This window comes from Psychrobacter sp. JCM 18900 (genome assembly GCF_904846625.1).
Classification (GTDB): Bacteria; Pseudomonadota; Gammaproteobacteria; order Pseudomonadales; family Moraxellaceae; genus Psychrobacter.
In genome coordinates this window covers 525,366-546,098 of record NZ_CAJHBL010000002.1, presented here as the reverse complement: position 1 = coordinate 546,098, position 20,733 = coordinate 525,366, and the positions used below count along the sequence as shown (strand labels likewise).

Genomic DNA, 20,733 nt, shown 5'->3' with positions numbered 1-20,733 from the left:
AAACAGGCATAATTTCCAATATAAGTTAACCACCTATAAGTTCAGAAAGATTTTATTCCTTGTTTTTTACAAAAAATTGCGTTAACCTCGTTTTACTGTACTCTGATACATAACCCGTACATAGCTACTAATAAACTTTGCATTTAAATATATTTAGGTTGTAGCGTAGCCGTATAGTTAGCATCTTGTAGATTCCAGACTTTCAAATACACTACTTAATTAACGGTTTGATAACAAAGCAATACGCGATATCCTCTAAACCTTTTATTAAAGTAGCATTCTAAAGAAGTTTGTATATCGCACATCATGTAAATACGACATATAGTGACATTGTCACTTAGTCCTGATTTTGGACTTTGTATTCAATGCTTATCGCTAACTATCATTTGAGCGTATCGTTAGTCACTTTAGCTCTATTTCTGCTGAACACTGATGATAATGAAATGAAAAATTACCATATATTAATACCTATAAGAGCTATTCATTAATCAATATGAAAATAAGAGATTAATGCCATGCTCAATCTAAAATATTTAGAGTTAGGTTTTGATGTATAAGTTATAGAGGTATTTATGAACAAGCGTTTATCTGGTTTACTTACAATGTCAGCAATGTTATTTGCTGGCTCTGCAGTCGCTACCAATGCAAATGCTGTAGAAGCAAAGACCACACTTGCTATGATTTCGCAAGATAACGCCTCCCACATCGACCGTGTACTTGGTGAATTAAGCCGTCAACATGATGGTGCATCAAGCTTGGTAAAATCAGCCCGTCAGCCGACTTCATTGGCACTTAGCAGCTCATTGTTAGCCAATGATACGACACAAGTCACCAATGATGAAGATGTACTAGAGCGCCTAACAGCTGTTGCCTCTAACTCTGTCAGCAAATTTAAGCAGACTGGTCTTGCTTCTTGGTATGGCCGTAAGTTTCATGGTCGCAAGACTGCCAGTGGCGAAACTTTCGACATGAACGGTTTAACTGCAGCGCATCGCTCATTACCATTGAACTGCTATGTCAAAGTCACTAACAAGACCAATGGCAAAAGTGTCGTGGTAAAAGTGAACGATCGCGGACCATTCCATGGTAACCGTGTTTTAGATTTATCTTATGGTGCTGCCAAAAAACTTGGTATTACGAGTAAAGGCGTGGGTAACGTTGCTATTGAGCGCGTTGCAGGACCTTAATTTTAAGTATCGGCTTTAGAGACCAATAATATTGCTAGCCCATATAACAAAAAAAGCCTAACTAATCATTAATTAGGCTTTTTTTATGGTTTATATTTATCTCTCTAGGCTAATAGTAGCGACTAAGCTAATAGTAGCGACTAAGCTAATAGTAGCGACTAAGCTAATAGTAGCGACTAAGCTACTCAAAACGAAGTACTATTAATTCTGTATACCTTATAACTCAAATGCGCTTTCAATAGCATCATCCAGACGCTCAACAGCAATCACATTGATACCTTTAAACTGAGGCGCATTCTTAGCAGGTGCATTGGCCTTTGGAATGATGGCATGCTTAAACCCATGTTTCATCGCTTCCTTTAGGCGCTCTTGTCCATTAGGTACTGGGCGTATCTCGCCTGACAGACCCACTTCTCCGAATACGGCTAATGAAGATGGTAACGCTCTCTCTTTAATACTTGAAGCACAAGCCAACAGTACGGCCAAATCAGATCCTGTTTCTATGACTTTAACGCCACCAACGACATTGACATAGACATCTTGTCCACTGGTATGTATCCCGCCGTGACGATGCATCACTGCTAGTAGCATGGATAAACGTTGGAAATCTAGACCCAATGCCATCCTTCTAGGCGAGCCCTGTGAATCATCGACCAAGGCCTGCACTTCTACTAGTAACGGCCTTGTACCTTCACGGCTGACCATTACTACAGATCCAGCAACAGGTTTGTCATAACGACTCAAAAATATCGCTGATGGATTAGCGACTTCTTTGAGCCCCATATCGGTCATACCAAAGATACCCAACTCATTAACCGCACCAAAGCGATTCTTGACCGCACGAATCATACGAAAACGCGAGTCAGACTGGCCTTCGAAATAAAGTACGGTATCAACCATATGCTCTAATACTCGCGGACCCGCTAGCGTACCTTCTTTGGTCACATGTCCTACTAAAAATAGCGCTGTCCCTGTTTGCTTAGCATAGCGAGTCAAAATCGCTGCAGACTCTCTAATCTGACTGACACCACCTGGTGCAGAGTTGATAGCGTCCGTATAAATTGTCTGAATAGAATCAATAATAGCGATGGCTGGCTGCTCTTGCGTTAATGCAGCACAAATGGTTTCTACGTTAGTTTCGGCCAGTACACGCAGTCTATCAGCAGGCAAGTCTAAACGTTTGGCTCGCATGGCCACCTGTGCAAGTGACTCTTCACCCGTCACGTATAATGCACTACCTGCTAGTGAATCCGCCCGTGCCATATTGGTCGCCGTTTGCAGCAAGATAGTTGATTTACCAATACCTGGATCACCACCGATTAACACTACGGAACCCGCTACTAACCCACCGCCGAGTACGCGATCAAACTCACTGATACCGGTTGGTAGGCGCGTGTCGAGCGTCACACTTACTGCATTAAGCGGCATGACAGCACTGTGAGTACCAGAGTAGTTACCAGCTGGCGCACTGGTACCACGAGTAGCAGCTCGTGCGTTATTAGGCTTCGCGGTACTCTTATTATGATGTGGCATGCTGACATTTGGGGCTTCGACCAAGCTATTCCATTCCCCGCAATCCGTACACTGCCCAGCCCATTTACCAAAATGCGCACCGCAATGCTGACAGACATAGCTGCTTTTATTTTTTGCCATAGCTTATAAGCCTTATTCAGAGGATCAATCGAGAATAATGAAGGTAATAATGTCACGCTTTATAAGCGCTGATTCAAAAATATTTGTTATGATAAGTCAGCCATTGGTTTTGCAAGCTGTACTTGAAAGAGGATGATGTTAATTGTAGAGATATTAATTGTAGATATAAATAGTAACTGGCTTACAGGCTCTATATAGAATAGTGTTAACCAGATCTATTAGTTAATCAGAAAATACAAAACTGTTGGTATAAATTTTACGCAGCATTTGGAAAGCAGAATGCATAGAAAGTAAGGAAAATCCATACCAGCATAACTCTACTTTAACGGCACCTTTTTGTTTTAAGCGCACTATATAAAATAGAGTATGAGATAAGCAACTTAACGTTCTAACTTATACTTGGAAGTCTTTACCTAGATAAACAGATTTCACTAAATCATTTTCTAACACTTCAGCTGAAGTGCCTTCTGCAATGATAGCGCCTTCTGATACAATATAAGCCTTTTCGCAAATAGCCAGTGTATCTCGAACATTATGATCGGTGATTAAAACGCCAATACCGCGATTTTTAAGCGTCAAAATAACATCTTTAATATCGCCAACAGAGATAGGATCTACCCCTGCAAAAGGTTCATCCAATAAGATAAACTTAGGATCAGCAGCCAATGCTCGCGCAATCTCACAGCGACGACGCTCACCGCCTGACACGCTCATACCCTGAGACTTGCGCACATGTTCTAAATGAAACTCGCCAATCAACTTTTCAAGTTCTTGCTGTTGTTCAGCTTTATTTAATTCTGTGCGAGTCTGCAGGATAGCTAAGATATTATCTTCGATAGATAATTTACGAAAGATTGATGCCTCTTGCGGTAGATAGCCGATACCCGCACGCGCACGCTCGTGCATTGCGTATTTAGATAAATCCATTTTACCTAATGTAACGCGGCCTTTATCCATATTGACCAGTCCCACCACCATATAGAAGCTAGTCGTTTTACCAGCACCATTAGGCCCCAACAATCCGACGACTTGACCCTGTTCGACAGAAAATGAAACGTCTTTGACTACCCAACGTTTACCATAGCGTTTGCCTAGATTTTGCATAGTCAATCGAGCGACAGGCGCCGTATTGGTGTTTGATGCCGATAGGTCTAGATTTTTATCATCGCTCATAACTTACTCTTACTTTCACAAAATTTAAGCATTGCTAAAGGCAGACTTATTTACTCATAGCCTGTTTATTTGGATTAACGTACGCCACTTTGGTTTGTACCGTTATTAGGCGGGAATACCAATTCAACGCGCTGATTGCCACCAGCAGTTGCTTCAACATCACCTGCTTTTAGGCTATAACGGATAACATTACCAGCAAAGCTTGCACCATTCTGAACCAGTTTTGCATTACCAGTTAGTGTAATAATCCCAGACACTGCGTTGTAGTCAATTTTATTAGCCTGCCCTTTTGCCAAGCCTTTCTCTTGTGTGACTACTTGCTGCATAGTCGCTGGACGGCCAGTTGCTACCGCTGAGTTAATGCTGCGCTGCTGAGAAAGATTGACCGTGATGTTATCGGCCGTCATCTTAAACGTACCTTGAGTAATAATGACATTACCTGCATAACTGGTCACGCCAGTACGCTCACTATAAGTGGCTTTATCTGCTAGCAATTTAATCTGCTGATTAGAGTCTGATGGCAATGCATGACTATATAGCGGTAGCGCCAATAACATTACCATTGGCAGTGCGCGCAATTTGTGCAAGCAGAGTGATGATGCGCGTAAAGTAGGCAAAAATTTAAGTTTCATATAAATAACTCATTTCATAATAGGTGGTAGGATTTGCAAACTTTATGCTAGCTGCTATTTTTTAACACAGTAAATAAGAAGTACTTTGATTAAAACAATGCTTTATCTTGGCGTTCAGATGGAGAAAAGGCAACAGCAACTTGGCCAAATTCATACTCTCCCGTCTCAAGATTGGCAGTCATACTAGAGGCTTCAAATCGATTCATGCCTTGTTCGATTTTCACAGGCGCGTCACTGTATACCTTGCCTGATTTCGTATTGCCCTTTAGCGTACTACCAGTTACTTTTATTGGTTCGATATCGGGGGTACTCTTATTGCCTTCGCTAACCAGTGTAAATCCACCTGATAAACTAAGCTCCCCTGTCTGTTGACTGATGGCTGCACTGCCCGCTTGAATACGATAACGTTGCTCTGCAGATGGTTCCCAATTCATGGTAATGCCTGACATTTCATCCTGATTGGTCTCAGGATTATGCGTCAAAGACTCAGCAGTAAGCTCGTATTCGGTTTCACCTTGTTCATTAGTCTGTACAGCTTTGATATCGGTAGCTTCATAATCGACATCTGTCGTTTCAATATTGACTGGCGGCGTTACGTCGCCTTGCTGCTGAAAAAACCAACCCGCGATACCAGCAATAATTAAGGCTAATACAATTAAGACACGTGTATTCACGACTGTTTATCCTGAGTTTGCGCCTCATCAAGCGTGTAATGCGCGATAAAGTCTTGATAATGTCCATGACCTTTTAAAATAAGATCACATATCTCACGTACTGCACCAGTACCGCCAGCACGAGTCGTTACCATGTCACTGCGCTTGATGACTTCAGCATGCGCGTTAGGTACGGTGGCCGCAAACCCTACTGTTTGCATCGCTTTAATGTCTGGTAAATCATCGCCCATATAGGCACAGTCGGCAGCAGTGATATTCAGGGCAGGATCTAGAGACGATAGCAGCTCGTTTAGTGCAATGAGCTTATCATCACGGCCTTGCACCACATGGTCGACGCCCATTTCTGCTGCTCGCTTATTCACCATCGCACTACTACGGCCGGTAATAATGGCTGTCAAAATACCGTAGCGCGCTAGAGACTTAACACCCACACCATCCTGTACGGAGAACGCTTTGGTCTCAACACCATTGGCATCATAGATAATTTGACCATTGGATAAAATACCATCAACATCCATGACCAATAGTTTTACTTGTCCGGCTTTCTGTATCAAGTCCTGCATTATTTGTCTCTTTTTAATATTTATTTTCGAAGCATTATTCTATATAGCTTAACTATTTCAACGGCAACTCACAAACCTTATTTGACCCCAGCTTGCAGCAAATCATGCACGGTAATAATAGCTTCTAAACGATCTTCATCATCAATAATCAATAACTGGCTAATACCACTTTCATTCATAACACTCAGCGCATCTGACGCACGCATGGTTTTACTGATATGGCGTGGATTGCTGACCATTACTTCATGCATTGGCGTTTGTAGATCGATGCCTTTTTCTAACCCTCGGCGTAAGTCACCATCTGTGAACACACCGACGACCTTATTGTTATCATCAGTCACTACGGTCATGCCCAATCGCCCAGCAGACATGGTAAATAAAGCTTGTTGCAATGGGGCCTGCTGATGAATCAAAGGCAAGTCTTCTGAGTTGGTATGCATCAAATCTTCAACACGCGTTAATAGCTGACGACCCAGGGCACCAGCAGGATGCGATAATGCAAAATCTTCAGAAGTGAAATTACGGGCATGTACTAAAGCAACCGCCAATGCATCTCCAAGCGCTAAAGTAGCCGTCGTACTGGAGGTAGGCGCTAGATTAAGTGGACAAGCCTCTTGCGATTGACCGAGTGTCAATACAATATCAGCTGCTCGCGGTAGCATACCGCGCTTATCACGACTGATACTGATGAGAGGGATATTTAGATGCTTAACAACTGGCAGTAGCATCTTAATTTCATCTGACTCACCTGAGTTTGAAATAGCAAGCAGCACATCGCCTTTCACAAGCATCCCCAAATCACCATGCCCTGCTTCACCAGGATGCATAAAAAAAGCAGGCGTACCAGTTGAGGCAAAGGTCGCTGCAATTTTGCGTCCAATTAGCCCTGACTTACCCATGCCCGTAACCACTACTCGACCCTTACAAGTCAGAATGATGTCACATGCTTGTGCAAATCTGTCATCAATCTGCTCTGTTAGTAGTGCTAACGCAGATATCTCTGTGTTAATGGCCTCGATAGCAGTGGTAATAAATTGCTCATGGGTTAAGTTGTTTTTGGTATCACTCATGCATCCGCTCTGTTTTTATAATGAATCAATACGCTATTTTACTACACTATGTTTCATATTAGTAATGGTCTACAAAATCTACACTAATATAGCACTTCGTACTGAACAAAGAACTTGCTGCTATCTATACAAAAAAAACCCACTATATCAGCAGGTTTTAAACGAATAAATCATGTCTTAACACTTTGTTCAGACAACATGCTCGATTAGGGCAATGAGTTAGCTGTTGCTATCATTAGAACCATCGCTTGGCTTATCTTCAAAGCCTGTATTATCTGCCGTGGCATCAAACCCACGATCTTGACCGAAGCCACCACGCTCAAACCCGCGCTCTTGACCTTGACCAAAGCTACCGCGTTCAAAGCCGCGATCCTGACCTTGGCTAAAACCACCACGATTGAATCCACTACGACTCGATGCAAATCCGCGCTCTTCAAAGCCGCTAGCAGCAGGGTTGCTACCACGTTCAAAACCACCGCCTTGATATCCAGTCGGTGCTGCGCTCTGAGGCTGAGCACTTGTACCTGTCGTCGTACTACTACGCGGGTTACGCGCTGGCACGACTGTTGAAATAGCATGCTTATATACCATTTGACTCACTGTGTTTTTTAAGAGAACGACATATTGATCAAATGATTCAATTTGGCCTTGTAATTTAATGCCATTTACCAAAAAAATAGAGACAGGAATGCGATCTTTGCGCAGCGAGTTCAAGAACGGATCTTGTAAAGTTTGTCCTTTTGACATGAAATCTCTCCTAAATATTATATAGTTATGTTTTGAGTGCCAATTATTTTAAGTGTTAATTTAATTATAATGGCTAAAAGGTAGATACAATAAGGTGTTTTCTTTATAAAACGTATCTAAATAAATATTCGTTGCTCTTAAGTGATTCCACTTTATCGCGAATACGTTATTATTGTAAATAATTAAGTAACTAGTTGTTTCGTTAATATTTTCTGTCTACAAAAGTTCATAAACCAGACATAATAACAATGCTCAAAGCACTGAGCCAAATTATAACAGCTATCTATGTCAATTTTTGAAACTAATTGTGTTAGCTATCATTGTACCTTAAGACAAGTACTCTCGTGCTTCGGCCATGGTTTTAAACGTTTGTAATATCATACGACTGCTAGCATCAGCCTTGCTCTCAGATTCTGCTATCCCATTTGATGGTGCGCTAGGCAATTGCATTACCTTTCTCAGCCATGTGTACTGACGTTTTGCTAGCTGTCTTGTAGCATATAATGCCTTATTTTGCATTTCCTGACAAGCAAGCGCCTCGGTCTCTTGGTTAGCCATGTTTGGTTGAGCAGCTGACTGAGCAACATTAGCTGGGATTTCTTCTCCGTTGACAGCTGTATGCTTGCCAAAAGCTTCATAAAATTGAGCTTTATTCAGATGAGTTTCGTCAAATATCGGATGATCAATATGCACCAAGTATTCTAGTACTTGCCTGTAGCCCACACAGCGCATCGAAGGCATATTAGGCGTGAGCGGATACTTTTTTAGTAAGTCTATGACTTCAGTCACTAGTCCTTCATTCCACATGATATCTAGACGTTGTTCGATACGATTATGTAGCCATGAACGATCTGGCATTACCGATAGCGCGTGCCACTGCTGCTCTGGGTTGTGGGCTAGGGCTTGCTTTGGCTTGCGCTGCCAGTCACTTATTGGAATATTTGTTTGTAGGTAGACCTCAATTGCTCGCGTGATACGCTGAGTATCAGTAGCATTCAAACGCTCATGACTTATGGGGTCTATACTCCCCAAATAATCATATAGAGCGCTAATACCTTCCTCTTGACGCCACTGCTCTACGCGCGCCCGTACGCTGTCATCGCTATCGGGCACAGGAGACAACCCATCGAGTAGCGCCATGTAATACATCATGGTGCCGCCTACTAATAGTGGTATCTTGCCATTTCTGTGACATTCGTCAATTAGACGGGCAACATCACTGACAAACTCAGCCACGCTATAGCTTTGCTTAGGATCAATGATATCGACCAAATGATGTGGATAACGCGCCAGTTCAGCCGCTGTTGGCTTGGCTGTGCCAATATTCATGTCACGATATATCAGCGCTGAGTCCACAGAAATTAATTCAAAACGGCCAGTATCGTATAGCTCGTATGCCAGTGACGTTTTGCCACTAGCGGTTGGTGCCATAAGACAAACCACGCTGTTATCCGTCAGTTTGTGAGGTAGGCTATCAGACGAATGTTGCATAAAGTGGCCTTTCATAATATATGGATAACTCAGATATCAATTGGTTTAATTGCTTTAAGATGTTGTAATTATTTTAAGATATTCAGGATAGCATTAGCTTTACTAAGTGGTGGCTATCTATCGCTTTAATAGCATTGCTCATGATTATTTCGGTAAGATCATTTGCAAAAACTATTGAATCTTGCGCAGACATTTGCGTATTAACCGTCATAAGTTGCTGATTAATCTTAGTAGCACTGCTTAGCAATCTATATTTTTTGAATACTTGCTGACTAGAGGTAAGTGATTCAAACAACTGGTTTATTTTAGACTGCCAGTCTTTAGCACCTATCAGTACACACTGCCCTTGGTGATAAAATAATAGCCAAGGTAGCTTTTTATTATCTGTACTTGAGTCAATACCAATAGTCTCTACGTTTTCAATAATATCTAAGCAAATTGGTAAAGAGACAGAAGTAGCTGCTACAACGGAATAATGTGACGAGCTGTTGTTACTTTGATCTGACCGCTCATTGATATGAGATCGCAATGACTCTTGCAATAAAGGATTATTTGAAGATGATTGGTTTGCAGTAGGCTGATAAGCCTGTCTAGTAGCTTCTACTTGATTATTCTGCCTTTGGTTATTGCTAGACTGACTACTTGAGATGGGTATTCCAGAAGAACGACTTAGAGGAACATCATTACTTGTTCTTGCCACAGAAGTATATTGGCTGTCAGTTTCTGTCGTCGCTACGGACGCAGATGCAGACTCAGACCCAAACTTAGCTACATCGATCGTTTTCAACTGCGCACGAACTGTATGGCCTAAGTGCGCCATAATATTATTCAATGGACTGATTTTGATACGTTGTTTAGATGGATGTACATTGATATTTAACCATTGAGTTGGTAAATCAAAATACAGTGCATACCCCATACCTGCTAGCTGCGCACCTTGTGCCAGTTGACGTATCTGATTGCTAATCAACGCTTCTTTTACCAGTCTGCCATTTACATAAATCAGCTTTGGTAAGTCAGATTTTTCATGATGCAATGGCCATAACCAACCACTAATCGCTGCCTGATTAACATTGCTATCATCGTACGCTACAGACGACTGTACCAGACTCGACAAATCTATCGATATTGCTAATGCATTATCTGTCAATGCCATACCCGTTGCTTGTTCCAACCGCGGCAGTGGCAAGCGACTGTCATTGTCACCATTAATACCCGTAGCACTTGCAGATAATGATAGCCGCTGTTTATTGTCATGAAAAAGTGTCAAAGCAACATCGGCACGCGCCAGTGCGACTTCACGAACAATGGTTTCAATATGACCGAATTCAGTAGCAATAGATTTTAGGTTGCCACGGCGGGCAGGCACATTGAAATACAAATCTTTTACGACAATCGTAGTACCGCGGTTATGGACAACTGGTAACAGTTTCGGTGTGTCATCCAATACGCCAGCGACCTGTAATTGACGACCGATACCGCTCTCATCATGACTACTGGTTAAGGTTAAACGCGAGACAGCAGCCATGGCCGCTAACGCCTCACCGCGAAAACCCAACGTCGTAATACCATGCAAATTAGCAACGTCAGCAACCTTACTGGTCGCATGACGAGTAATGGCCATAACCATGTCATCAGGATGAATACCGACCCCATTATCCACCACTTCAATCAAACCCATACCGCCTTGAGTGATGCGCACTTCAATATTGGTCGCGCCAGCATCGATGGCATTCTCAAGCAACTCCTTGACCACTGCTGCTGGACGTGTCACCACCTCACCTGCTGCTAATTGATTGATCAGCAACGGCGATAGTTTTTTAATGCGTTTATTAGGATGATTATCTGGCATAGATATATGTCATGTTTTTGGAAAGTAGCGATTGGTGTAATTTAGATATTCATTTAGATGATAAGTTGCGATAGATCCAGACCCTGCGCTTGACCTGCCTTTGACAGTCTCAACTGCACTTGGCGAGCTTCAGTGCCGTTATCATCGCTTACACTTTGAGTCATATCGATAAATAACGTGGGCGGCGGAAGATAGCTATCAGCACGGCTAGCCCATTCGATGATGACTAATGCTTCAGGCTCATCCAGATACTCGTCAAATCCAATAAAAGACAGTTCTTCTGGATCTTGCAGACGATATAAATCTGCATGATAAACTGGCTTGATCGAACCATCTTTTCGCTGAATACTATAAGGCTCAACCAAAGTATAGGTTGGACTTTTCACTGCACCTGTATGACCGAGCGCTTGTAACCAATAACGCGTCAATGTAGTCTTTCCAGCGCCCAAGTCACCTGCCAGCCACACGCTACCTGTCAGCGGCAATGTCGCTAATTGCTTAGCTAATGCTTGAGTATCTTGCTCAGAATTGAGTATCAGAGTCTTTAAGTATTTGCTATTTTCTATAGATTGACCATCACACATCAGACTGAACCTGCTCTGTCTGTACCTGCATGGTCACAGTTGGATTGGTAAAGCTTTCACCGCGAATCAGTTTGGCATACAGCTCAGAGTCAGTCCACTCAGCACGAACCTGCTCACTGAATTCAAAATCTTCTAAGACCAGCTTACCCATTTGATCGTTTGCAACATCATCAGCAAAACACTGCGCATACCCTGTCGCCGTCTCGTGAGCAATTACTGAGTACACGCTGACATCTGCTTCACCATTTTGCATTTGTGTCTGGCGCAGTATTTCTTGCGCCCAAAAGAATATTACTCGTGAAAACTGCTCTGCCGATGGCGAAACTGGTAGGCTTATCCAACGTGCGCTAAATTTCTTACACGCTGCGACATACTCAGGATCATCTTTGTTCCAAAAGCAAATGGCATGATCAAAGCTATCAATAATGTCTTTGATAGAAGACTTTAGTAGACCAAAGTCATAAACCATTTGCCCATGGTCTAAACGAGTGGCCTCAAGGATCAGCTCAATTTGATAGCTATGACCATGAATCGAGTGCTTACAACGCTCAGAACTACAGTTACGAACGATGTGAGCATTTTCAAATTTGAACAGTTTACGAATACGCATAATAATTTGACCAAAACAGTAAGCACTATGGTGCTAAATGTTAATAAATAAGAGTTTGCCGTGTTTATGAATCGGTTTATAGTCCATTATAGCAAATCGCCATGTATCCGTAAGTAAGCACTTATTAATACAATGATTGATTGAACGAATCAATTGATAAACTAGGACTAACCGTATTGGGGTTGCTCGTCATTCTGCGCAGAGAACACTTAGCGAAAACCATAAACGATTTGAATGATAATTGAATCGTAGACGAATTGTGCGAGCGCTATCTATTACTAAAGCTTAAGCCTATACTCTATTCAGTAAACAGCTATGTTAGCTGTACTCACACTATCTTGAATTCGCTGAACTTTGCGTAATGAGTAGTGTGCTGTAAAAAAGGAAACGATGATGAGCAAAGGTCAAGACAGCAAGAAGAACGTTAAGAAAAAGCCCCTTTTGACTGCTAAAGAGAAGAAAGCTGCCAAACAAGCCAAGAAAGACGACAATGGTAGCATCTTAGGCAAACATTAATAATAAATACATCAATATGCCAATCTGACCTAACCGTTTGATTGGTATTTTTTTGGTTCGTCATTGGCCTTTAGCTAAGCACTGTCTTATTAAGCTTAGGTTTTGATTAAGCTCCGCGCGGTGCAAACATAATAATCGCCATTCCTAATAGCGCAACTATCGAACCCACTATGTCCCACATGGTTGGTCGTATACCATTGACCGTCCATAACCATAAAATCGCCATGCATATATAAACACCACCATATGCAGCATAAACCCTGCCCGCAGCAGTCGGATGTAATGACAGCAGCCAAACAAATACAACCAAACTCAGCGCACCAGGTATCAGTAGCCAGATTGACTTACCTTCTCGCAGCCACAGATAAGGCAGATAACATCCTGCTATCTCAGCCAATGCAGTAAGCGCAAATAGCCCAACCGTCTTTAATTCTGTCAAAAATTACTACTCCTCATCTACTACTGTTCTAACCTGCTAAAACCAGTCAGGTATTGTACGGCATTTCCCAGAATAATCACCCTATCTCTGTCACCTCTTATAAAAAGCTATTTTGTCTGACATTACAGTCAAAATCACAGTAAAATCTATCATAGCAAACAAACCTCTTAGAGAGCGCTCTATCGAGGCCATACCGACATTGTAAATAGGAAGCTAGCGTCATGATGCGCATTGGATTATTTTTATTAACCAACTTAGCAGTGATTGTAGTATTTAGCATTGTGTTTGGTATTTTATCGAGGTTTTTTGGGATTGGCGGCGTGCACAGCGCAGGTGGTCTTAACTACATTAGCCTTGCTGTTATGTGTGGTATCTACGGTATGGTCGGCTCGATGGTGTCGCTATTTATATCGAAGTGGATGGCTAAAAGATCCACTGGTACGGTAGTTATAGAATCGCCACGCACCGCTACTGAGCAATGGTTAGTTGATACAATCGCCAAACAAGCACGAGCCGTAAATATCGGTATGCCTGAGGTTGGTATTTTTAATAATTCGCAGCCAAATGCCTTTGCGACTGGCTGGAATAAAAATAAAGCGCTAGTGGCAGTTTCGTCTGGTCTATTGCAAAATATGAATCAAGATGAAGTCGAAGCCGTATTGGCGCATGAGATTGGTCATGTGGCCAATGGCGATATGGTAACCCTCGCTCTCATTCAAGGCGTGGTCAATGCGTTTGTGATGTTCTTTGCACGCATTGTCGGTAGTTTCGTTGATCGTACTGTGTTCAAAAATACCAGTGATCGCCCAGGTGTTGGGTACTTTATTACCAGTATTGTGATGGATATTTTGCTTGGATTTTTGGCGTCTGCCATCGTCATGTGGTTTTCACGCTTACGTGAATTCCGTGCGGATCAAATGGGTGCCAAACTTGCCAGCCGCGAAAAAATGATCAGTGCGCTTGATGCGTTGCGTCCTTCTGCACAGCGACCGGATCAAATGTCTGAGAGTATGAAAGCATTTGCGATCTCATCAGGACAAACTCAAGGCTTTAGTATTGCCAACCTATTCCGCTCACACCCAACATTGGATGATCGTATTGTGGCGTTGCGAGAATATAATCCTAGTGAGGGGTGATGATTGAACTACCTCTTTTATGAATTACTATAAACATAGTTTTAAAACGTGCTGATTTATACCGTCTCTATTAATCCAAGGCTCAATATTGAGATATTTATGTCTGACAAAAAACAAGGTGAAGCTGAACAGCCCAGCAATAACATTGTCTGGATTATTGCTCTATCCATTATCTTAAATGTAGCTCTAGGTAGCTTTATATACTCGATTCTTAGGGAAGTTCTTGGTTTTAATGATGATTATGCTAGCCTAACCTCGATAGCGATATGTATTTTTCTTGCTTACAAATATTTCAAACATAATGAAAAAGATAAAGCTACTGATAAAAATACTGAAAGTAAGCAGCAGGAGTCACATCGCGGCTTTACATACAGAGAAATACATGACATACCTGAAAAAGAGAATAATAATAAACATAAAAACACGGTATTTAATGAAAACGAACTAAATCAGAAAGAGCTTGATAGATACATTAGTAAAAATCATTCTAAAGAAGAAATTGGTTTATTCTACGAGAGGTATGTAGGGTATGTTTTTGAAAAAAAAGGATGGCACGTAATATATCATGGAGCTAAAAAAGGAAAGCAAGATGAAGGTATAGATCTAATTTGCATGAAAAAAGATAGAGTGCGCTTAGTTCAATGTAAGTACTGGTCACAGAACAAAAGTTTATTTGAAAACAGTATATTCCAATTATACGGTACATGGCAGCTACGAGTTAAAAATAATGAATTTGGCTTTAAAAAAATAGACGCCTACATAATTACCTCGACAACACTAGGAGCAATTGCAAGAAATAGCGCTGAAACTTTAGATGTAAAATTTACGGAAAATTTCAATTTAGATAAAAACTATCCTAAGATAAAATGCACAACTACCAAAAATGGTGAAAAGATATATCACCTCCCTACTGACCAACAATACGATAATATAGGCATCAATAAAGATTCAAGACGTTTTTATGTACGTACTGTTGCTGATGCTGTGGCGAAAGGACATCGAAGAGCTTATCGTCATGCGTTTCATAACCACGACTTATGAAGTAAAATCGTAAAACATTTTCTATCCAATCGGAAATTATATCCATTCTATAAGCCGCTCATGCATTCAAACACGATCGATAGTAGCAAGAACGTAATGTCACCGCTAGCTCTCATTACTTAGACATAAAAAAAGCCTATCTATATAAGACAGGCTTTTCTAAAAAAAATTTGCTAATTAAATATCAAACTCAAGCGCTCTATCACCTTCGCTATCTTTGATACGCGTTGGCAGACCAATCTTATTTAGTAGATTGATAAATGGCTTGGCATCTAACTCTTCGACGTTGACCATCTTACCTGCATCCCATTCGCCAGTTGCGACCAGTATCGCAGCAGCAACAGGTGGCACGCCTGCGGTATAAGAGATACCTTGGCTACCAACTTCGTTGTAAGCATCTTTATGATCTGAAACATTATAAATAAACACTTCAGTCTCAACACCATTGATCTTGCCTTTGACTTTATCACCAATGCAGGTCTTGCCTGTATAGTTCGGTGCAAGTGAGCTTGGATCTGGTAGTACTGCTTTAACAACTTTTAGTGGTACAACTTCTTGGCCTTCAGCAGTTATCACTGGCTGCTCAGACAACAATCCTAAGCTCTGTAGGACAGTGAAGACATTGATGTAATGCTCACCAAAACCCATCCAAAAGCGAATGTTTGGTACATCTAGATTGGCTGACAATGAATGCACTTCATCGTGGCCACTTAGATAGCTGTTTTGCACACCCACAACTGGCAAATCGTCCGTACGTTTGACTTCAAACATTTTGTTAGACTGCCACTTGCTATCCTGCCAAGAGTAAACCGTACCGGTGAACTCACGGAAGTTGATCTCTGGGTCAAAGTTGGTCGCAAAGTATTTGCCATGGCTGCCCGCATTGATATCAATGATATCGATATCCGTCACAGATCCTGCATCCATCATGTCATAGCCCAGACGCGCGTAGGCGTTGACCATACCAGGATCAAACCCTGCACCTAAAATGGCAGTGACATTGTTGTCTGCACAGCGCTCTTTACGTTGCCATTCATAGTTGTTGTACCACGGCGGTGTCTCACAAATCTTACGTGGGTCTTCATGAATAGCCGTATCTATGTAGGCAGTACCTGTCTCAATGCAGGCTTCTAGTACGGTCATATTGATAAATGCCGAACCAACATTGATAACTATTTGTATTCCAGTGTCTTGTATCAGCTGCACAAGTGCTTGGCTGTCCATCGCATCAACTTGATGCGTATGCAAGACCGCAGCCTGCTTAAAGCTGTCTTTTTCTTTTACACTTTGGGCGATGGTGTCGCATTTGTCTTTTGTACGTGAGGCGATATGAATCTCACCAAGTACATCATTGTGCATCGCACATTTATGCGCGACCACTTGAGCGACACCGCCTGCTCCGATGATCAGTACGTCTTTTTTGTTGGGCTTAGCTTGTTGGTTTGTGTTCAATGAACAATCCTCCTTTGTGTCCCTGTCGATACCATTGATAGCGGCTATGCAAAACAGAAACGAGTGAATGATATGCGTGAATTAAAAAGGAAGACCGAGGAAAACCCACGCACCCGTCGGGCAAATAATACTCCATTATTTGCCCGACGCGATTATAACAATTTTTATTCCCTTATCGGTAAAAAATAATGTATCAATAGTAGATACCTTAAAATTACCCATTATTAAGACTAAGCCTTTGTTTTCTAATGTAGAAAAGGCGCAAAAGTAACGCTTTAAGACAAGCTGGCTTTATAATCTTGATAATCAAACTCACGTTGGATATCGATACTGCCATCCAATCGACAGATGACTATCGCTGGCATGTTGACACCATTGAACCAGTTTTTCTTAACCATTGTATAACCAGCAGCATTGCCAAAGGCAATCTGATCGCCTATCTGAAGATTACTCGGTAATGCATACTCGCCGAAAATATCACCTGCTAAGCAAGAACGACCATAGATAATGGTATGGTCTGCCGACTCAGCATCAGCTTCAGACGATGCAGCTTCTGCAGGATTACCAATAGGTGCAATATCGACAGCTGTATGGTTAATCGCGGCAATCGGTGCGGACTCACGATAAATCAATAGATCAAGCATATGCGCTTCGATAGAAGCATCGACGACTGCTAGGTTTTTTTCGTTATGCATGGTATCCAATACAGTAGTTACCAACGTGCCCGCACCGTGAATACTGGCTTCACCCGGCTCAAGATACACTTGCACGCCATAGTTTTCGCTAAACGCTTTCAAACGTGCAGCTAGCTTCTCTAATGGATAATCAGGCGCGATAAAGTGGATACCGCCGCCCAAGCTCACCCATTCAAGCTGCGCTAAGACATCACCAAATCTTTCTTCGATATCAGCCAAGCTTTCACTAAAGGCTTCAAAGCTGTCATTTTCGCAATTGTTATGAATCATGACGCCAGTGATATCGCCAAGTACTGCTGCGATTTTATCTTTATCGTGTTCACCAAGACGACTAAATGGACGCGCAGGATCAGCAATCAAAAACGATGAGTTGCTGGTCTTAGGGTTGAGTCGTAGACCTACAGGTATATTTTGTGCGGCGGCTTGCGCTTTAAAAGCGTTGAGCTGTGAGATTGAGTTAAAGATGATTTTATCCGCATAGTTCAACACTTCAGGGATTTCGTCTGCACTATAGGCGACGCTATAAGCATGCGTTTCTTTTTTATCGCTGCTACTGGCATCATCGTTATTGCCAAAGGTCTCATAGCCCAATCTGACTTCGTTAAGTGAAGATGAAGTCGTGCCATGCAGATAAGGCTGCATCACATCAAACACGCCCCATGTGGCAAAGCATTTTAGTGCCAATAATGCTTTTGCACCAGACAGCTCACATAGCCTTGCAATGATTTTCATATTGGCAACGATGGCCGCTTCATCAAGCACATAGTAAGGCGTTGGTGGCAATGTCGCGTTGATAGAATTCTCTAGATTTTTAGCATTCATAATAGATTACCTAATAGACACTCTGCTGTTGGTATCTTGACAGACAGATATAAATATTTGCGCTATAGTAGACTAAATTCATCATAATTAGAATATCTTATGGCACTCTCAACCGATTATTCCACCTCAGCCAGTCGATCCCATTCATCACAATTGGATCCGAAAAACATAGATTTGACTTATCTAGATCCTGATGCGCGTGCCGTGTTGGATTTTTGGTTTGATAAAAACAATGAAGCTTACTGGTTTGAACAAAACGATCGTTTTGATAAGCAAATACAAGATAAGTTTGGCGACATTTGGGAAGCAGCGAAACAAGGCGAATGTGTCAGTTGGCGTATCGCAGAGTCTTCATTGGATGGTAATAGCTCGATAACGGCGTTGGCAGGACGCTTGGCAGAAATTATTGTGCTGGATCAGTTTTCACGCAATTTATGTCGCGGACAAGCAAGTTCATTTGCACAAGATGGTATGGCCTTAGCACTCGCCCAAGAAGCCATTCAACAGCCTTATTTTGATACTCTACCGATGCAATGGCGTAGGTTTATTATTATACCGTTTATGCACTCCGAGTCGGCCATGATTCATAAGCGTTATCTACCGCTATTTGAGCAATTAGATGATGCAAATACATTAGATTTTGAACATCGTCACAAACAAATCATTGATCAATTCGGGCGATACCCACATCGCAACGAGGTACTAAATCGCGACTCAACCGAAGATGAAAAAAACTTTTTAAAACAGCCTAACTCATCGTTTTAGGCGAGACTCCTAGTATTGTATGAAGATAATTAAAGTTATTACACAAAAAATTATTACAAAAAAAATCATCACATAAAAAGAAGGTCTGAATCATATCACTGGTTCAGACCTTCTTTTTTACGATCAATATTTAGAGCGTATTAAATGATTATTAATAATTTACCTTACCAGTAGTAAACGTAAATGACTGCTGCTCTAATGTTTTATCGTCAACCAAAATATCAAAGCTGACCTTATATTGGCTATTGCCATAAAGTCCACAATTACCACCTTTATTACTACCTGATTCACAGCTTTTCAACGCATCAGTTAATGGCAAAATAAATGCTTCATTCGTTGGTAGCGCATAATTCGTACCTTTGTACGGATCATTGTCAGAATCAAGCAATTGAATCGGCACATCTATATTACGCTGCACATCTCGGAATTTAACGTTACTCACTTTAACTTTATCAGCGGATGGCATGTTAATATAAACAGGCTGTCCGATAGGCTCAGTACGTAAATTGCGCCCAGAGCCTCTGACTGGATTTGGGGTTTCGTTATAAAGTGCAGTAACTGTTCCCGTCACATCTTGACATGGGTACGTAAAAACACCTTCAAGCGTTTTATTTGTCGTGGTTTTTGTCCCTGCAGCATTGCTTACCAAAACATAGCCTTTATTGTTAGCAGCATTTTTACTACTAGGCGTATAGGTAACCACTCCTGTTCCTACTACACCTGAGGTTGGCAACATTAAAGAGCGTAGATGATAAGGCGCTGACAACAGCGACTTTGCCATAGAGCTTGCTACAGCTTCTGTACTCAAAAAATTGCCTGCCGAACTGTAATAGACAGACTGGGCAATGTTTTCAGTGACACCATATTGAGAGTTACCATAGTCTGCATTGATCAATCGATCTGCCAGATCTAATCCACTGAAAAAAGGATTGTTAGAACCTGTCACACTAGCAATATCGCTGATTTCATTTTCAAAATGCGCGTTAAAGCTAGTTGGTGAGCTATTAGCAAATACATATTTAATGTAATTTGCGTGCTGAATAGCAATATCATCTAGTTCTGTATCAACGGATAAACCATTTAGACCACAGCTGGTTCTTGCCAAACTAAACTGATTATTTGCACTCAGTGCTGCTTGTACATTATTATCAGCTGACCCATTGCCATCAACGTTAGGATTACCATCGCTTGGCTCGTCACCCTGACTAGTTGGTGTCGCTATAATCGGAGCAGAAATAATAGGTTCCGACGTTGTTGGCTGGGCAGCTTCATCGCTTTGTGAGTTATCTGTTGTATTAGCAGATGTAGAACTGCTGTCAGAATCACCGCCTCCGCCGCACGCGCTGAGAAATATGGTTAAAAATAGCACTGCCGCAAGATTTTTTTGAGAAGTATAAGAAGTCATCGCTCATCCTATAAAATAATAACCTGCTTGTGAAAAGCAATGAGAATAAAAATCAGCTACAGGGTAGTTAGTGGTTGATTTAACAGTGTTTTATTTCAATATAATATCTATTGTATTACAAATTATGAACTTTTGCTCATTATTTTGTAAAAAAACCTACTACTCGCTAATTGCAAGTAACAGGTTTCTTTTTAAGTATATAAATCAACACTAAGCTTAGGCTATT

General features: G+C 41.5%; 19 protein-coding genes and 1 pseudogene. 5 read left to right on the top strand and 15 right to left on the bottom strand.

All coding sequences use genetic code 11. The features are described 5' to 3' along the window. Positions 1-845: 845 nt before the first annotated feature. Positions 846-1,187: pseudogene (locus JMX96_RS13730) on the top strand (septal ring lytic transglycosylase RlpA family protein); the annotation flags it as partial. A gap of 216 nt (positions 1,188-1,403) precedes the next feature. On the opposite strand, the gene radA reads toward JMX96_RS13730, so the two are convergent. The 11 genes from radA to JMX96_RS05135 form a co-directional block, all read right to left on the bottom strand. Next, on the bottom strand, positions 1,404-2,840 hold the full coding sequence (gene radA, locus JMX96_RS05185) for a DNA repair protein RadA (RefSeq protein ID WP_201567852.1): 1,437 nt from the start codon (positions 2,838-2,840) through the stop codon (positions 1,404-1,406). A gap of 393 nt (positions 2,841-3,233) precedes the next feature. Further along, positions 3,234-3,944 carry an LPS export ABC transporter ATP-binding protein gene (gene lptB, locus JMX96_RS05180; protein WP_370587250.1) on the bottom strand — a complete coding sequence of 237 codons (711 nt, stop codon included), beginning with the start codon at positions 3,942-3,944 and terminating at the stop codon, positions 3,234-3,236. A 143-nt stretch (positions 3,945-4,087) separates the two neighbouring features. Then, positions 4,088-4,645: a lipopolysaccharide transport periplasmic protein LptA gene (gene lptA, locus JMX96_RS05175; protein ID WP_057760441.1), complete on the bottom strand. Its 558-nt coding sequence runs from the start codon at positions 4,643-4,645 to the stop codon at positions 4,088-4,090. An 89-nt stretch (positions 4,646-4,734) separates the two neighbouring features. After that, positions 4,735-5,319 (bottom strand): LPS export ABC transporter periplasmic protein LptC, encoded by a 585-nt coding sequence (lptC, locus tag JMX96_RS05170; protein WP_057760443.1) that lies wholly within the window; start codon positions 5,317-5,319, stop codon positions 4,735-4,737. After that, the gene (locus tag JMX96_RS05165) at positions 5,316-5,882 is read right to left on the bottom strand and encodes a KdsC family phosphatase (RefSeq protein ID WP_201567850.1); all 567 of its coding nucleotides are present in this window, start codon (positions 5,880-5,882) and stop codon (positions 5,316-5,318) included. The genes lptC and JMX96_RS05165 overlap by 4 nt, the downstream gene beginning before the upstream one ends. A 77-nt stretch (positions 5,883-5,959) precedes the next feature. Next, positions 5,960-6,952 carry a KpsF/GutQ family sugar-phosphate isomerase gene (locus tag JMX96_RS05160; protein ID WP_114700106.1) on the bottom strand — a complete coding sequence of 331 codons (993 nt, stop codon included), beginning with the start codon at positions 6,950-6,952 and terminating at the stop codon, positions 5,960-5,962. Positions 6,953-7,171: 219 nt separating this feature from the next. Further along, positions 7,172-7,699: an RNA chaperone Hfq gene (hfq, locus tag JMX96_RS05155; protein ID WP_201567848.1), complete on the bottom strand. Its 528-nt coding sequence runs from the start codon at positions 7,697-7,699 to the stop codon at positions 7,172-7,174. A 327-nt stretch (positions 7,700-8,026) separates the two neighbouring features. After that, positions 8,027-9,190, bottom strand: coding sequence for a tRNA (adenosine(37)-N6)-dimethylallyltransferase MiaA (miaA, locus tag JMX96_RS05150; RefSeq protein ID WP_201567840.1), 1,164 nt, complete (start codon positions 9,188-9,190; stop codon positions 8,027-8,029). A gap of 82 nt (positions 9,191-9,272) precedes the next feature. Continuing rightward, positions 9,273-11,042 carry a DNA mismatch repair endonuclease MutL gene (gene mutL, locus JMX96_RS05145; protein ID WP_201567832.1) on the bottom strand — a complete coding sequence of 590 codons (1,770 nt, stop codon included), beginning with the start codon at positions 11,040-11,042 and terminating at the stop codon, positions 9,273-9,275. Between the two features lie 53 nt (positions 11,043-11,095). Next, on the bottom strand, positions 11,096-11,626 hold the full coding sequence (gene tsaE / locus JMX96_RS05140) for a tRNA (adenosine(37)-N6)-threonylcarbamoyltransferase complex ATPase subunit type 1 TsaE (protein WP_201567823.1): 531 nt from the start codon (positions 11,624-11,626) through the stop codon (positions 11,096-11,098). After that, positions 11,619-12,236: a 6-pyruvoyl trahydropterin synthase family protein gene (locus JMX96_RS05135; RefSeq protein ID WP_191113700.1), complete on the bottom strand. Its 618-nt coding sequence runs from the start codon at positions 12,234-12,236 to the stop codon at positions 11,619-11,621. Before JMX96_RS05135 ends, tsaE begins: the two co-directional genes overlap by 8 nt. Positions 12,237-12,626: 390 nt before the next feature. Here JMX96_RS05135 and JMX96_RS13670 point away from each other — a divergent pair, with 390 nt between their 5' ends. Beyond that, positions 12,627-12,752, top strand: a complete 126-nt coding sequence (locus JMX96_RS13670) for a hypothetical protein (RefSeq protein ID WP_256958865.1) — start codon at positions 12,627-12,629, stop codon at positions 12,750-12,752. Positions 12,753-12,858: 106 nt separating this feature from the next. On the opposite strand, the gene JMX96_RS05130 is transcribed toward JMX96_RS13670, so the two are convergent. Then, entirely contained in the window at positions 12,859-13,191 is a 333-nt protein-coding gene (locus JMX96_RS05130) for a YnfA family protein (RefSeq protein WP_201567813.1), read from the bottom strand. A 221-nt stretch (positions 13,192-13,412) separates the two neighbouring features. Here JMX96_RS05130 and htpX point away from each other — a divergent pair, with 221 nt between their 5' ends. Continuing rightward, positions 13,413-14,327, top strand: coding sequence for a protease HtpX (htpX, locus tag JMX96_RS05125; protein WP_201567811.1), 915 nt, complete (start codon positions 13,413-13,415; stop codon positions 14,325-14,327). A 99-nt stretch (positions 14,328-14,426) separates the two neighbouring features. Continuing rightward, a complete protein-coding gene (locus tag JMX96_RS05120; RefSeq protein WP_201567803.1) occupies positions 14,427-15,368 on the top strand; it encodes a restriction endonuclease in 942 nt (313 codons plus the stop codon). A 177-nt stretch (positions 15,369-15,545) separates the two neighbouring features. Here JMX96_RS05120 and JMX96_RS05115 read toward each other — a convergent pair whose 3' ends face one another. Then, the gene (locus tag JMX96_RS05115; protein ID WP_201567794.1) at positions 15,546-16,820 is read right to left on the bottom strand and encodes a saccharopine dehydrogenase family protein; all 1,275 of its coding nucleotides are present in this window, start codon (positions 16,818-16,820) and stop codon (positions 15,546-15,548) included. A gap of 275 nt (positions 16,821-17,095) precedes the next feature. After that, a complete protein-coding gene (locus JMX96_RS05110; RefSeq protein WP_227676926.1) occupies positions 17,096-18,337 on the bottom strand; it encodes a carboxynorspermidine decarboxylase in 1,242 nt (413 codons plus the stop codon). Between the two features lie 99 nt (positions 18,338-18,436). Here JMX96_RS05110 and JMX96_RS05105 point away from each other — a divergent pair, with 99 nt between their 5' ends. After that, a complete protein-coding gene (locus JMX96_RS05105; RefSeq protein ID WP_201567792.1) occupies positions 18,437-19,102 on the top strand; it encodes a DUF924 family protein in 666 nt (221 codons plus the stop codon). Positions 19,103-19,253: 151 nt separating this feature from the next. Here JMX96_RS05105 and JMX96_RS05100 read toward each other — a convergent pair whose 3' ends face one another. Further along, positions 19,254-20,507 (bottom strand): CAP domain-containing protein, encoded by a 1,254-nt coding sequence (locus JMX96_RS05100; protein ID WP_201567790.1) that lies wholly within the window; start codon positions 20,505-20,507, stop codon positions 19,254-19,256. Positions 20,508-20,733: the final 226 nt, after the last annotated feature.